A 14,711-nucleotide genomic window follows, 5' to 3' on the forward strand; every position below is an offset into this window, starting at 1 on the left:
GAATCCAAAGGTGTTTGGGCATGTCGGCGAGTTACGCGATGGCCGTTCAGGGCTTGGGGGACGACTTTAAGACAGTACGGGCAGAGGCATCGCGTCTAGCTAAAGAGGGCAATTGCTCGTTCTGGTGGGTGCCGGAAGGCGGCGGTTGGCACCGCTTCGTCTTTACTGACGTGGTGGTCGCAATGATGTTCGGTGACTATTTGCGGAAGAGTGTCATCAATCAAGACGAGCATCGTATCAGGCGATTGTGGGTTTCACGCGACGAGATTAGGCTCTTCGCAGAGCACTGCGTCTACATGCGATCCGTATTTGAGTATTACGTGAGGATATTCGCGGAGGGTACCCAGGCTGAATACGCAGCTATGGAAGGCGTCGCGCCTCGGTTTTTTGAAGATTTGGCGCAGCTTTTCAACGAGTTCGCGATCGTGTCCGCTTGCCGTGTTACCGAACCTTGGATTGACAAGTTTGGTAACAAGAACCTCACTGTCGAATTCTTTACGAATATCTTAGGTTTAGGGAGGTTCGAGACGCTGCACGCGCAATTGATTATACTCAAAGCCAGCATGGACGAGCACCGGAGTCGCATCAAGGATGCACGAGACAAATTGGCTGTCCATGCCGACCTAGACACCATCATGTCGGGTAGGCCGATCGGAGGGGCAACGTTGCCGCAGTGGAATCAGTTTTGGAAAGACCTCGGCGAATTCGTCTCGCTTGTCCACCAGAACGCCGAGGGATCACCGTTCGATATTCGAGCAGCCATGGTCCGGGGTGATGCGGAGATGGTGCTGAAAAAATTGCAGACCTGAGCAGTGTCTACAGATAAGGGCCGATACTGATCAAGATGCGAATTGCGGCACCAAATTTACCCTGACGAGGAGTCCGACGAAACGGCTGCATCGTGCAGATCGGCGCCGATCGCATCGACGCGCAGAATGATCCGACCTTGCCCGCGATCCCGATCCGTCGCAAGGATCATATTCCGTTTTTCAGAATTCCTCTTGACTCCAACCCCAAATCAGGTGTCTTATCCGCCCCGTTCCGTCCCGGCAGGAGGGGCGTACGCGTCGTCACGACACGCGGGGCGGGATGCGGTGGCTGCGACGGCGTCGTCAGGACGAGCGACGTCGACCGGTCTCGTACAGCGCTGCGGCGGCTTGCTGGCGTAGTGCGGGTGCGAGGTCTTTCGCGGACGTTGAAATCGTGTGGTCCTGACATCCCGACGCTGATGTCAACTCACGACGAGGCTTCGCTTCGCGCGGGGATGGTGGCCAGAAAGCTCGGCGCACCAGGGAGATCACGTATAAGACGTAAAGCCCATCGCGCAGGGAATGCCGGATGACCGGCTGGACCTGTGGTGACTGCCGCCTGCTTATCTTTCTGCAGGCGGGCCATGGGTTGCGGCCAGCGCCCGGCATTCCCTGCGCCCTCCTCATTTGCGAGGGTCCTTCTCGGCAACACCTCGGGCGCGGCGCGCCGCGAGAGGGTGAGCTCATGTCCTTCATCGGGATGTCTGTCGTCGCATCGCCATCGATCGGCATGGGTCGTGTCCGGATCCGTGCGGGTCGAGCACGCGGCCCGCAGAATGCAGATCGCTCATGACGGCGCACGCGGGCGGCCAGGGGTGGACGGTCCGGACCGGTGCAGATAGGGTCGGATATCATCTGTCAGGGATCACCATGCTCAAGCTCTATGTCGCGCCGGGCACCTGCGCGCTCGCTTCACACATCGCGCTGGCCGAGACCGGCGCCGACTACGTCGCCGAGAAGCTCAGCTTCAAGACCAACCAGCAGAACAGCCCGGACTATCTCGCGATCAATCCCAAGGGGCGCGTTCCGGCGCTGGTGACGGAGCAGGGCGTCCTGACCGAGACGCCGGCGATGCTCGCCTATGTCGCGCAGCGCTTTCCCGAGTCGCGGCTTGCGCCACTCGACGACGTCTTCGCCTTTGCCGAGGTGCAGTCGTTCAACAGCTATCTCTGCTCGACGGTCCACATCGCCCACGCGCACAAGATGCGGGGCTATCGCTGGGCCACCGAAGAGTCCTCCTTCGCCGACATGAAGAAGAAGGTGCCGGAGACGATGGGCGCCTGCTTCGCGCTGATCGAGCAGAAGATGCTGCGCGGCCCGTGGGTGATGGGCGAGCAGTACACGATCTGCGATCCCTATCTGTTCACGATCGCGCAATGGCTCGAAGGCGACGGCGTCGACATCAACGCCTTCCCGAAGGTCGCCGACCATTTTGGCCGCATGTCCGGGCGGCCGGCCGTCAAGAAGGCGCTGGCCGAGCTGGCGGGCTGACGGCCATCCTCGAGGCCATGGCGTCGGAACAGCGCCCGCCAGCATGGCGCATCGGGAGAGCGGAAAAAATAGCCGCGCGAAGCCGGAACCCAGCTCCGGCCATCGACGTTGCAGGAGGCCGTGGCGCGCCTGCGACCGATCTCCTTTTCTGGGACCCCTTGATGTTGCCGGCTGCCGTTTCAGATGACCGTTTGCGCGCGACCGGCACCGAGGGCATCCGCGAGAGACTGAAGGCGGCAACGGCCTCGGCGCACCGCGTGCTGGATGAGGGGCTCGTTCATTTCGATCTCACCACGACGGTTCATTATCGCCGGTTCCTGCAGGCCAGCGCAGCCGCGCTGCTACCGCTGGAGGCGGCGCTCGACCAGGCCGGGGTGGATGATCTGATCCAGGACTGGCCGCAGCGTCGGCGGGCACAGGCGATCGCCGGCGACCTCGCGGATTTCGGTGCCGCGCCGGTTCCGATGGACCTTCCCGCGCCCTCGCTCGACCGTGCGGGCGTATTCGGTACGCTCTACGTACTCGAGGGATCTCGGCTCGGCGCAGCCTATCTGCTGCGCATGGTCGCGGCCTCCGCCGATCCGCGGGTGAGACGCGCGACGCGCTATCTCGGCCATGGCGCGCGGCAGGGCTTGTGGTGCAGCTTCCTGTCGCAACTCGCGCAGGCGCGGACGACGGCCGACGAGGAAGTCAGGATGATCGTGAGTGCGCGCGAAGCGTTCGCGATGTTTGCGAAGGCGATGGCAGCAGCATGAACGAGCCGGTCAACCTCACCAATTGCGATCGCGAGCCTATCCATGTTCCCGGGACGGTTCAGCCGTTTGGCTTCCTGCTGGCGCTGGTGTCGGACTTCACCATATGCATGGCCTCGGAGAACGCGCCGGATTTTCTCGGCGGCGATATCGGCTGGCTGCTGCAGCGGCCGCTCGACGCCGTGCTCTCGGAGGCGGCCGCGGCCGCGATCCGCGCCAGGGTCGACTATCTCAGCGGCCCCGATGCGGTCGAGCGCGTGTTCGGCGTCGATCTGCAGGGCCGTGGCAAGCTTTTCGATCTCGCCATCCACTTTTCCGGTGCGTATCTCGTCGTCGAGGCCGAGCCCAGTCTGATCGAGCCCGGCGTCAATTCCGGCGAACTGGTGCGGTTGATGCTCGGCCGCATCCGCAAGACGACGGGGATGATGGACCTGGCGCAGGAGGCGGCGCGCCAGCTCAAGCTGCTGACCGGCTTCGACCGGGTGATGGTGTATCGGTTTCATCCCGACGGTTCGGGTGAGGTGATCGCCGAGGTCGCGGGCTCCGGCCTGGAGCCGTTCCTCGGGCTGCATTATCCGGCCTCGGACATTCCCAAGCAGGCGCGGCAGCTCTATCAGCGCAACTGGCTGCGGATCATCGCCGACATCAACGCCGCGCCGGCGCCGCTGCTGTCGACGCCGACGCACAATGCCGGACTGCTCGACCTGTCGATGAGCGTGCTGCGCGCGGTCTCCCCCATTCACATCGAGTATCTCCGCAACATGGGCGTCGCCGCGTCGATGTCGGTCTCGATTCTGCGCGAAGGCAAGCTGTGGGGCCTGTTCGCCTGCCATCATTATGCGCCGCATCACCTGTCGTTCGAGAAGCGCACTGCGGCCGAGCTGTTCGGTCAGATGTACTCCTGGCTGCTCGAGGCGCGCGAGCGCGAGACCGACATCGCCTACGAGACGCGCGCGCATCAGATCCAGGAGCGGCTGATCGCGCGGCCGCGCAGGCCCACAGCAAGCGCGCGATCCTGGAGTTCGTCGCCGACTATCGCCAGATGATCGAGTGCGACGGCATCGCCGTGTGGTCCGATGACGAGATCACGCTCGACGGCGAGACGCCGACCGAAGAGGAGGTGCAGGACCTCATCGGCTTCATCAACCGGACCTCCCCCGGCCGCATCTGCGCCAGCGCCGAGATTGCCAAGGTGTACGCGGCGGGCGAGGCATTACGCGATCGCGCCGCCGGCTTCCTCGCCATTCCGATCTCGCGCACGCCGCGCGACTGCCTGATCTTCTTCCGCCGCGAGGTGCTGCGCGCGGTCAACTGGGCGGGCGATCCGAACAAGAGCTATGCCGAGGGCCCGAACGGTTCCCGCCTGACGCCGCGCAAGAGCTTCGAGCTGTGGCAGCAGACGGTGGCCGGCCAGTCGAAGCCGTGGACGGCGGCGGATTTGCGCATCGCCGAGAGCCTGCGCGTCACGCTGCTCGAAGTGATCCTGCAACTCTCCGAGCTCGCCGCGCGCGAGCGCCGCGGCGCGCAGGAGCGGCAGGAGCTGATGATCGCCGAGCTCAATCATCGCGTCCGCAACATCCTCAGTCTCGTGCGCGGCCTCGTCGCGCAGAGCAAGGACACGGCGACCTCGGTGGAGGAGTTCGCGTCCGTGCTCGGCGGCCGCATCCAGGCGTTGGCGCGGGCGCACGACCAGATCACCAACCTGAATTGGGCCCCGGTCGCGCTCCGCCATCTGCTCGAATCGGAGGCTGGCGCCTATCTCGGCTCAAGGGCCGGACGGGTGCGCATGGAAGGTCCTGAGGTCGCGCTCGACCCCAAGGCGTTCGCAACGCTCGCGCTCGTCGTGCACGAGATGATGACCAACTCAGCGAAATACGGCGCGCTCGCCGACTCCACAGGACAGGTGCAGGTGATCTGGCGGCTCGATCCCGGGGCGAGCCTGGTCATCGACTGGAAGGAGAGCGGCGGGCCGCCGGTGCAGCCGCCGTCGCGGCGCGGCTTCGGCACCACCATCATCGAGCGTTCGGTGCCGTTCGACCTCAAGGGCGACGCCGAGATCCGCTTCGACCTGCTCGGCGTGCAGGCGCGCTTCGTGATCCCTGCCAATTTCGTCCAGATGGTGCCGGCGATGACGGGGGCACCCTCCAGGCACCAGCGCAAGGAAGAGGACACGCCGCGCCTGTCCGGTACGGTGCTGATCGTCGAGGACAATCTGATCATCGCGATGGGCGCCGAAGTGATTCTGCTCGAGCTGGGAGCGCGGCACATCGACACCGCGGCGTCGGTCAGTCAGGCGCTGAAGTCGATCGAGCGCGCGGTGCCGAGCTTTGCACTGCTCGACATCAACCTCGGCGCGGAAAGCAGCCTGCCTGTCGGGCACCGGCTGAAGGAACTCGGTGTGCCCTTCATGTTCGCGACCGGCTATGGCGAGCGTGCGCCGATTCCGGCGGAGCTGTCCGACATGCCGGTGATTCAGAAGCCGTACACGCGCGAAGTCGTCGAGAAGGCATTGACGAAGATCAAATGAGTCGCACGCGCATCAAGGTCGGCTTTGCGCGTCGCGGTGATTGGCATTCATGATTGCAGTCTTGGGTTTTCTCACATCCGCGTGTTGCACATGAGCGCGACAACGCACGACGGGAGACAGATCATCGACTATTCCCACTGTTGCTGCGACAAAACAGCCCGAAAATATTAGAACGCATCCAAAGGACACCGCTGTTCTAACATTGTTTCGACAAATGGAACCTCCGCAGCCTTATTCCGAACGAAGTCATCGCCGAAACGGCGCAGCGGGGGCGCGTTGAATCGTCGGAGGTCTGATGACGAATCGAACGACGAGTTTGTTGCCGTGCGTTGCTGTCGCCGTGCTGGCGGGAGCGGCTGCGACGACAATCGAGTTTACACCGGCATCGGCTGCAGACGAATGCCTTGCAAAGCCTGCGGGGACGCCGGCGGGGAAGCACTGGTTCTATCGCATCGATCGCGCGACCAAGAAGCAGTGCTGGTATCTGCGCGACGACGATCGCGAAGCGAAGGGCGCGTCGCTGGTCACGCGCAAGCTCGCCTCGCAGAAGGAACGGGCTCAGCTTTCGTCGACCGCGGCAAATGCACGTGCCGAGATCCAATCGTCGTCCAAGGACGCCGCCGATGAGGTGAAGGTCGTGTCCTCGACACCGACCGTGGCGGCGACGTCTGCCTTTCCGTCGGCTGCTGCATTTCCGGCTGCGTCTGCACCGGTCGTCGCGCCGGCGCCCGTGGCGTCAGCGCCGGCGGCGGCTGCGCCCGACCCGGTCGGCGCGGCAGTGAACGAATCTGCTGTTGCGACGCGTTGGCCCGACCAGTCCGGCACGCTGCAGGCAGCGGCGCAGCCCGCCGCGCTCCGCGCGTCCTCCTACACGCTCGCGGCCGCCAGCGACACCAACGCCGCGGAAGCGGCTGCTCCCGCGACGCCGGCGCTGGCCGCTGCGGATGCGTCGCCGGCCGTGACGATCGGCATGTCCGGGGATGATGCGTCCAAGACGCGGATGTTTGCTTTCCTGGGCGCAGTCGCGATCGCGGGCTTCTCGATCAGCGTGCTGTTTGCGCGCGCCCGGAGCAGGCGGCAGCTTCGCATCGAGCCGGTGGCCGCCCGGCGCGTCACGCGTTGGCCGGCGGAGCCCGAGCTCGATCGCATGCACCTGCCGCCGGTGGACAGCTACTATCCGGCGCTGGCGGGACGCCGGGGTAAATCGTCGCAGTCGACAGCGCAGGTCTCGGTCGTGCCGCGCGACGACGCTCGCTACGATGAGCAGTACGAGGTCGAAGACCTGCTGGCGCGCTATTCCGGACAGGAACGCCGGAATTCCTGAGCGTCAGGCGGCGGACATCTCGGAGCGGATCTCGGCGCGCAATTCGTCGATCAGCCTGAGCCCGCCCTTGGTCTCGACATGCCAGAAGGTCCAGCCGTTACAGGCCGGCAAGCCTTGCGCCACCGCGCCGATGCGGTGGATCGAGCCGACCTTGTCACCCAGCATGATGGCCCCATCGGCGCGCACCAGCGCGCCGTGGCGGCGCTTGGAGTCGACGAGCTTGGTGCCGGGCGCGATCATGCCGCGTTCGATCAGCTCCGAGAAGGCGACGCGCGGCGCTTCGCGCGCCGTCATGAACGGTGCGAGCGTTGCCTCCGGCAGCGGCTCGACCGCGGCGATGCGCCGCTCTGCCGCCTTCGCATAGACCTTGTCGCGCTCGAAGCCGATGTAGCGGCGGCCGAGGCGTTTTGCCACGGCTCCGGTCGTGCCGGTGCCGTTGAACGGATCGATCACCAGATCGCCGGGTTTCGAGGATGACAGCAGCACCCGCGCCAGCAGGCCTTCCGGCTTCTGCGTCGGATGGATCTTCTTGCCGTCGCCGTCCTTCAGCCGTTCCTCGCCCGTGCACAGCGGAATCAGCCAGTCCGAGCGCGCCTGGACGTCCTCGTTGGCGGCCTTCAGCACTTCGTAGTTGAACGTGTAGCCCTTCGCCTTCTCGTCCCGCGCGGCCCAGATCATGGTCTCGTGCGCGTTGGTGAAGCGGCGGCCGCGGAAGTTCGGCATCGGGTTGGACTTGCGCCAGACGATGTCGTTGAGGATCCAGAAGCCGAGATCCTGCATGATCGCGCCGACGCGGAAGATGTTGTGATAGGAGCCGATCACCCAGATCGTCGCGCTCGGCTTCATCAGGCGGCGCGCGGCAAGCAGCCAGGCGCGCGTGAAGTCGTCATAGGCGGAGAACGAGGAGAACTTGTCCCAATCGTCGTCGACCGCATCGACCTGCGATTCGTCGGGACGCTTGAGCTCGCCCTTGAGCTGCAGATTGTAGGGAGGATCTGCAAACACCAGGTCGACCGATGCGCCTGGCAGTTTCGACATCTCGGCGACGCAGTCGCCGACGATGATTCGTTGCTCTTCGAGGGTCTGAAATTTAGTGCGGGGCGCCCTTGCAGACGCCCCGCGACGCGACTCTACCATGACTCAAGAACTCTGACTCAGGCGACGCTGTCGGCGACGCGGGACCTAACAACCGACTGCCCACACATTGACCCGGCAAAGTAAAAATGGACTTAACCCGGAAAATTATTCGCATCGATGCGCACGCATTCATCACGCGCACCGGCGACGAATTCCGTTCGTCGATACACGATGGTCTCTGCGCAAGACGCCGATTGCGATGGGTTTTTCGCGCCGGCCGCGCGCGAGCGCAGCCGATCGAGGTTCGGCGCGGGCCAGTTTTTTCGGCGGCGCTAGGCAAAATTTGCCGGCCGGGTTATTGATTAACACAGTGGAAATTTTACCTGTTTGCCGCGTTAGGCATTTCGCGCAGAGCCGCGCAAGAATCGTGAGGAAAGGCCGCCCATGCGTTACGATGATTTCCGTCGCAGCGACGACATCGATGACCGTCGCGACGAAGGCGGCGGGATGGGCGGTGGTATGGGTCTGCCGATCGGCGGCGGCGGGCTGGGCATCGGCACCATCATCGTTCTCGGCCTGATCGGCTACGCCTTCGGCATCGATCCGCGCATCCTGATCGGCGGCGCTGAGATGCTCAGCCACGGCGGCGCACCGACCCAGCAGGCCGATCGGCGCTCGCCCGGCAAGACCGGCGCGCCGAAGGACGAGATGGGCGACATGATCGCCGGCGTGCTCGGCGAGATCGACGACCGCTGGAGCGAGATCTTCCAGGCCAGCGGCCAGAATTACACCGGGCCCAAGATCGTGCTGTTTCGCAACAGCACCAATGGCGGCCGCTGCGGCATGGCGCAGTCGGCGATGGGGCCGTTCTACTGTCCGCCGGACCGGCAGATCTTCCTCGACACCAACTTCTTCCGCGAGGTCGAGACGCGCTTCCGGGGCTGCTCGGGCAGCGCCTGCAAGTTCACCGCGGCCTACATCATTGCGCACGAGGCCGGGCACCACATCCAGAACCTGCTCGGCATCCTGCCGCGCGTGACGCGGATGCAGCAGCAGTCGGACAACAAGGCCGAAGCCAACGCGCTGCAGGTCAAGGTCGAACTGCAGGCCGACTGCCTGTCGGGGGTCTGGGTCAATCGCGAGGCCAAGAAGCGTCCGGGCTTCCTCGAGGAGGGCGACATCGACGCCGCGCTGACGACGGCCTCGGCGATCGGCGACGACACCTTGCAGCGGAAGGCGACCGGACGCGTGGTGCCGGATTCGTTCACCCATGGCTCCGCCGCGCAGCGCAAACGCTGGTTCATGATCGGCTACCAGCAGGGCACGGTGCAGGCCTGCAATACGTTCAGCGCCAGTTCGCTGTAGGGAGACGCGATGATGGCGATCGACGAGAGCAAGAGCTTCATTCCCCTCAACATCGCCGTGCTGACGGTGTCCGACACGCGTTCGCTTGCCGACGACAAGTCCGGTACCACCCTGAGTGACCGCCTGACCGCTGCCGGCCATAGGCTCGCGGCGCGCGAGATCGTCACCGACGACGTCGAGAAGATTCGCGCGGTGGTGAAGTCGTGGATCGCCGATCCCGGCGTCGATGTCGTCATCACCACCGGCGGCACCGGCTTCACCGGCCGTGACGTCACGCCGGAAGCGATCGAGCCGCTGTTCGAGAAGCGCATGGACGGCTTCTCGATCGCCTTCCACATGCTGAGCCACGCCAAGATCGGGACGTCGACGATCCAGAGCCGGGCCACGGCCGGCGTCGCCGGTGCGACCTATATCTTCTGCCTGCCGGGATCACCGGGGGCCTGCCGCGACGGCTGGGACGGCATCCTCGCCCCCCAGCTCGACTACCGCACGCGACCCTGCAACTTCGTCGAGATCATGCCGCGGCTCGGCGAGCATCTGCGCCGGCCCAAGGCGCAGGGCGCGACGGCATAGGGCCACGGCGCGATGCGGCACCGCGCGTCGATCGCGCGTCTCACTTCGTTGGTACGATCTCGAAAGCGCCGCCGCCTTCGATCGCCGCGCCAATGAGGCCGCCCATCATGCTGGCCGCGAAATTCTGGCCGCGCGGTCCCACGACCATCCGGTAGGTCTTGCCAGGCACGGCGGCGAAACGAATGTTCGACGAGCCCGGCGAGGACCATGTCGACACGGTGATCGTGGTGGCGCCGGGCGCAATCGAGCCGCTGTAGCTCTCGCCGCGGCCAAGGCTCGCCACCTTGGCGCCATTGATCTCGATCGCCGCTGGTGCCGCCAGATAGAGGAAGTCCGTCGTGCGCGTAATCGCGACCGTTGCGCGCCCTTTGGGCGCGGCGCGAGCCGCCGTCCCAGCCTCGACCCCAAACAGGCCCGCGAGCGCGACAAGCGCCGCAAGCTTCGATCGCACCATCGATTCCATCACTGCTCCCGCCCTGTTTGGCGGGATAGTACCGGCGCGCGGGAACTTCGCAATCGGCATGCGCAGCCTGTTGTGGCGGTGATCTCGGCCTACCGGCGGTTGCTGCACGAGCCGCCCGGCTACAACTCGAGCCGCCATGTCTCGCCGGTCAGCGGGACGCCGAACATGGCGTGCGGCTCCTCGGCGATCTTGCGAAACCCGGCGCGGGCATAGATGTCGCGCGCGGCGGTGAGAATGCTTTGCGTCCACAGCTCGATCGTCCTGTAGTTCTTCTCGCGGGCGAAGCGGATGCATTGTTCGGTCAGGGCCCGGCCGACGCCGAGACCGCGGGCCTTCTTCTCGACCAGCAGCAGCCGCAGCTTGGCGACCTCATCGCTGCCCTTGACCAGGAAGATCGAGCCGACCGGCTCGCCCGCAAGCTCGGCGATCCAGCAGTGCTCGCGCGCCGGGTCGTAGCTCCTGATGAACTGTGCGCCGATCTCGGCGACCAACGCCTCGAACGAGACGTCCCAACCATATTCCTCGGCGTAGACGGCGCCGTGCCGTGAAACCACCCAGCCGATGTCGCCCGGGCGATGGCTGCGCAGCAGCACTGGGGAGCGGCCCGGCTGCTGCGGCTCCAGGGCGGTCTCGATCGTCGTCATTGCACCGACCAGCCGGTCGCGCACGGATGGCGCCAGCGGCGCCAGCATGGCCGCGATCTCCTTCTGCGAGCTGCGGTCGAGCTTGGCATAGGCCTGCCGGCCTCTTGCGGTCAGGCCGAGCTGCTGCTGCCTGCGATCGGTTGGCAAAGGCGTGCGGGTGATCAGCCCCTGCTCGTCGAAGCTCTGGACGATGCGGCTGAGATAGCCGGCATCGAGGCCGAGCGAGAGACCGATCTCCTTGGCCGAGATGGCGTCGTACTGTGCGAGTTCATAGAGCACACGCGCCTCGGCCAGAGAAAACGGACTGTCGAGCAGATGCTGGTCCAGCGCGCCGAGCTTCCTCGTGTAGAAACGGTTGAACGCGCGGATGGCGGCGACCTGGCCGTCGGCTGGGGCGGAATTCATGGGGCACCTCCAATATTTGCCATTGTCAACCAATTGATTGACCTTGGCAAGTATTGTCGTGCCGCTACACCATCACGATCCGGCTGCGCAGCATCGTCCGCGAGGAACGGCCGAGCTGACGCAGCAGCCGCGTTTCGGCGCGCTTGTGGTCGGGCTTGTATCCGCCGAGCTGCCGGTAGTGATCCCTGGCGATCAGGAGACCCTGGTCGCCGAGCGGCCCGACCAGGACCCGCGCAACCGCGCGCAGCCGGTCGCGCAGGCTGATTGCGGCATAGGGAGATCGGGCATAGCGGAAGACGCCAGCGCGCGGCCGGCCGGTGGTGGCGACGCTCTGGACGAACTGCATGGTTTCATCGATCCAGCCGGGATCGAGCATCGCGCCGGCGGGCAGAAACATCAGCCAGGGCGCACGCGCGCTGGCGGCCCCTGCAGCCAGGGCCGCGGCCTGGGAGCCCTCGAACTTCATGAAGTGGCAGCCGGCGACGTCCGCGACCCGCTCGATCACGCTGGAATCGGGCGAGCGATCGACCAGCAGCACCTCGGTGACGACACCGGCCGCGGCGCCCGGCACCAGCGCGGACAGGGTGGCCACGGCGGTCTGCTCGACACCTTCGGTCGGAATGATCACGCTCAGCATGAAACTGGCATCGCTATCTGTCGCGCCTCCGGCATGACTGTTATCATCTTGTCATAGCCAAATCAGCCCGCTGCGCTGCGGAATTTTGCAGCACGCACCTGGCCGCGCCGTTCGGGGCTGCGCCCGAACGGTGCTATTTCAAGGTGCCGTGTTGCTGAAGCTCGCGCTTGACTGGCTCAGTCGCCTGCCTGCGTCGGCGTGGTGCCGCCGGCGCTGTTCGGCCACACCCAGTCGCGGATCGCCGGCATGTCCTCGCCATGCGCGCGGATGTAGCGGGCATGCTCGATCAGCGCATCGCGGAATTTCTGCTTCACATGGGCCGCCGACACGCTGAGGCCGGGCACGCGTTCGATCGCCTCGATGGCGAGGTGGAAACGGTCGAGCTCGTTGAGCACGACCATGTCGAACGGAGTCGTCGTGGTGCCTTCCTCGATGAAGCCGCGCACATGCATGCCGGCATGGTTGGTGCGGCTGTAGGTGAGGCGATGGATCAGATACGGATAGCCGTGATAGGCGAAGATCACCGGCTTGTTGGTGGTGAACAGGCTGTCGAAGTCGCGGTCGCTGAGGCCGTGCGGATGGTCCTGCTTCGGCTGCAGGGTCATGAGATCGACGACGTTGACCACGCGGATCTTCAGGTCGGGCAATTCCTTGCGCAGCAGGTCGACGGCTGCGAGCGTCTCCAGGGTCGGGACATCTCCGGCGCAGGCCATCACCACGTCGGGCTCCTCGTCGGCGGGCTCGGTGCCGGCCCAAGACCAGATGCCGATGCCGGCGTCGCAATGCGTCGCCGCCTCCTGCATCGACAGCCATTGCGGCGCCGGCTGCTTGCCGGCAACGATGACGTTGATGCGGTCGTAGGTGCGCAGGCAGTGGTCCGCGATCCACAACAGCGTGTTGGCATCCGGCGGGAAGTAGATGCGGACGATGTCCGCCTTCTTGTTGGCGACGAGGTCGACGAAGCCGGGGTCCTGATGGCTGAAGCCGTTATGGTCCTGCCGCCAGACATGCGAGGTCAGGAGATAGTTCAGCGACGCGATCGGGCGCCGCCACGGCAGCTCGCGTGACACCTTCAGCCATTTGGCGTGCTGGTTGAACATCGAATCGACGATGTGGATGAAAGCCTCGTAGCAGGAGAACAGGCCGTGGCGGCCGGTGAGCAGATAGCCCTCCAGCCAGCCCTGGCAGAGATGCTCGCTCAGTACCTCCATCACGCGGCCGTCATGGGCGAGGTGGACATCGTAGGGCTCGATGCCTTCCATCCACACCCGCTCGGTGACCTCGAATACGGCATCGAGCCGGTTCGAGGCGGTCTCGTCCGGGCCCATGATGCGGAAGTTGCGTGTCTCTGCATTCAGCGTGATCACGTCGCGCAGGAACTTGCCGAGCTCGCGCGTGGCTTCAGCCATGGTCTGGCCCGGAGAGGACACCTCGACCGCAAAATGCTGGTAGTCTGGGAGCCTGAGCTCGCGCTTGAGCAGACCGCCATTGGCATGCAGGTTGGCGCCCATGCGCCGCGTGCCCTTCGGCGCCAGTGCCTGCAGCTCCGGCACGAGCCGGCCGTGGGCGTCGAACAGCGTTTCCGGCTCGTAGCTTTTCATCCACGCTTCGAGCAGCGCGAGATGCTCGGGCTTGCCGCGCGGATTGGTGATCGGCACCTGATGGGCGCGCCAGAAGCCTTCGACCTTGAGGCCGTCGACCTCCTTCGGCCCGGTCCAGCCCTTCGGGCTGCGCAGCACGATCATCGGCCAGCGCGGCCGTTGGATCGTTGCATCCGGCTGACGCGCATTCTGCTGGATCGAGCGGATGCTCGCGAGCGCGACATCGAGCGCGTCCGCCATCTGGCGATGCATCGCCTTCGGCTCCGCGCCTTCGACGAACAGCGGCTCGTAGCCGTAACCTTCGAACAGGCATTTGATCTCGGCATCGCCCATGCGGCCGAGCACGGTCGGATTGGCGATCTTGTAGCCGTTGAGATGCAAAATCGGCAGCACCGCGCCGTCATGGGCCGGGTTCAGGAACTTGTTCGAATGCCAGGATGCGGCGAGGGGCCCGGTCTCGGCTTCGCCGTCGCCGACCACGCAGGCCACGATCAGATCGGGGTTGTCGAACGCCGCACCATAGGCGTGGACCAGGGCGTAGCCGAGCTCGCCGCCTTCATGGATCGAGCCCGGCGTCTCGGGCGCGGCATGGCTCGGAATGCCGCCGGGGAAGGAGAACTGCCGGAACAGCTTGCGCAGGCCATCGGCATCGCGCGTGATGTCCGGATAGATCTCGCTGTAGCTGCCTTCGAGATAGGTGTTGGCGACCATGCCGGGGCCGCCATGGCCGGGACCGCACACGTAGATGACGTCGAGATCCTGCGCCTGGATGGCGCGATTGAGATGGGCGTAGATGAAATTCAGTCCGGGCGTCGTCCCCCAGTGGCCGAGCAGGCGCGGCTTGACGTGCTCCGCTTTCAACGGCTCGCGCAGCAGCGGGTTGTCCAGCAGATAGATCTGCCCGACCGAGAGATAGTTCGCCGCGCGCCAATAGCGATCGAGCAGGTCGAGATCGTCGGCCGTTTTGGTCTGATGGGAAGACGTGATGTTCATGGAACCTCGCTTGCCGTCCGCTTCGCGCTTGCGGGAAGTGCATTAGAGTA

At 65.2% G+C, this 14,711-nt stretch carries 11 protein-coding genes and 1 pseudogene; 7 read left to right on the top strand and 5 right to left on the bottom strand.

All coding sequences use genetic code 11. The features are described from left to right. Window positions 1–20: 20 nt before the first annotated feature. From QX094_RS21605 to QX094_RS21625, 5 genes and pseudogenes are all read left to right on the top strand, one after another. On the top strand, window positions 21–809 hold the full coding sequence (locus QX094_RS21605; RefSeq protein ID WP_315717262.1) for a hypothetical protein: 789 nt from the start codon (window positions 21–23) through the stop codon (window positions 807–809). 870 nt (window positions 810–1,679) lie between these two features. After that, window positions 1,680–2,300, top strand: a complete 621-nt coding sequence (locus tag QX094_RS21610) for a glutathione S-transferase family protein (RefSeq protein ID WP_315717261.1) — start codon at window positions 1,680–1,682, stop codon at window positions 2,298–2,300. 161 nt (window positions 2,301–2,461) lie between these two features. Next, on the top strand, window positions 2,462–3,055 hold the full coding sequence (locus tag QX094_RS21615; protein ID WP_315717260.1) for a biliverdin-producing heme oxygenase: 594 nt from the start codon (window positions 2,462–2,464) through the stop codon (window positions 3,053–3,055). After that, a pseudogene (locus tag QX094_RS21620) lies at window positions 3,052–5,579 on the top strand (HWE histidine kinase domain-containing protein). The gene QX094_RS21615 and the pseudogene QX094_RS21620 overlap by 4 nt, the downstream one beginning before the upstream one ends. A 295-nt stretch (window positions 5,580–5,874) precedes the next feature. Then, window positions 5,875–6,903, top strand: a complete 1,029-nt coding sequence (locus tag QX094_RS21625) for a hypothetical protein (protein WP_316188117.1) — start codon at window positions 5,875–5,877, stop codon at window positions 6,901–6,903. 3 nt (window positions 6,904–6,906) lie between these two features. On the opposite strand, the gene QX094_RS21630 is transcribed toward QX094_RS21625, so the two are convergent. Then, window positions 6,907–8,040: a site-specific DNA-methyltransferase gene (locus QX094_RS21630; protein ID WP_315717257.1), complete on the bottom strand. Its 1,134-nt coding sequence runs from the start codon at window positions 8,038–8,040 to the stop codon at window positions 6,907–6,909. A 384-nt stretch (window positions 8,041–8,424) separates the two neighbouring features. Between QX094_RS21630 and QX094_RS21635 the strand changes: the two genes are divergently transcribed. Both QX094_RS21635 and moaB read left to right on the top strand, forming a co-directional pair. After that, the gene (locus QX094_RS21635) at window positions 8,425–9,345 is read left to right on the top strand and encodes a neutral zinc metallopeptidase (RefSeq protein WP_315717256.1); all 921 of its coding nucleotides are present in this window, start codon (window positions 8,425–8,427) and stop codon (window positions 9,343–9,345) included. A 9-nt stretch (window positions 9,346–9,354) separates the two neighbouring features. Next, window positions 9,355–9,918 (top strand): molybdenum cofactor biosynthesis protein B, encoded by a 564-nt coding sequence (gene moaB, locus QX094_RS21640; protein WP_315717255.1) that lies wholly within the window; start codon window positions 9,355–9,357, stop codon window positions 9,916–9,918. A gap of 40 nt (window positions 9,919–9,958) precedes the next feature. Here the strand turns inward: moaB and QX094_RS21645 are convergent, their stop codons facing one another. The 4 genes from QX094_RS21645 to QX094_RS21660 form a co-directional block, all read right to left on the bottom strand. Next, window positions 9,959–10,381: a hypothetical protein gene (locus QX094_RS21645; RefSeq protein ID WP_315717254.1), complete on the bottom strand. Its 423-nt coding sequence runs from the start codon at window positions 10,379–10,381 to the stop codon at window positions 9,959–9,961. 119 nt (window positions 10,382–10,500) lie between these two features. Next, window positions 10,501–11,430 (bottom strand): helix-turn-helix domain-containing GNAT family N-acetyltransferase, encoded by a 930-nt coding sequence (locus tag QX094_RS21650; protein WP_315717253.1) that lies wholly within the window; start codon window positions 11,428–11,430, stop codon window positions 10,501–10,503. Window positions 11,431–11,494: 64 nt separating this feature from the next. Beyond that, window positions 11,495–12,067, bottom strand: a complete 573-nt coding sequence (locus QX094_RS21655) for a glycosyl transferase (protein WP_315717252.1) — start codon at window positions 12,065–12,067, stop codon at window positions 11,495–11,497. Between the two features lie 176 nt (window positions 12,068–12,243). Further along, the gene (locus tag QX094_RS21660; RefSeq protein WP_315826970.1) at window positions 12,244–14,661 is read right to left on the bottom strand and encodes a phosphoketolase family protein; all 2,418 of its coding nucleotides are present in this window, start codon (window positions 14,659–14,661) and stop codon (window positions 12,244–12,246) included. Between the last annotated feature and the right edge of the window lie 50 nt (window positions 14,662–14,711).

Origin of the sequence: Bradyrhizobium sp. SZCCHNS1050 (genome assembly GCF_032484785.1) — a bacterium.
Taxonomy (GTDB): Bacteria; Pseudomonadota; Alphaproteobacteria; order Rhizobiales; family Xanthobacteraceae; genus Bradyrhizobium.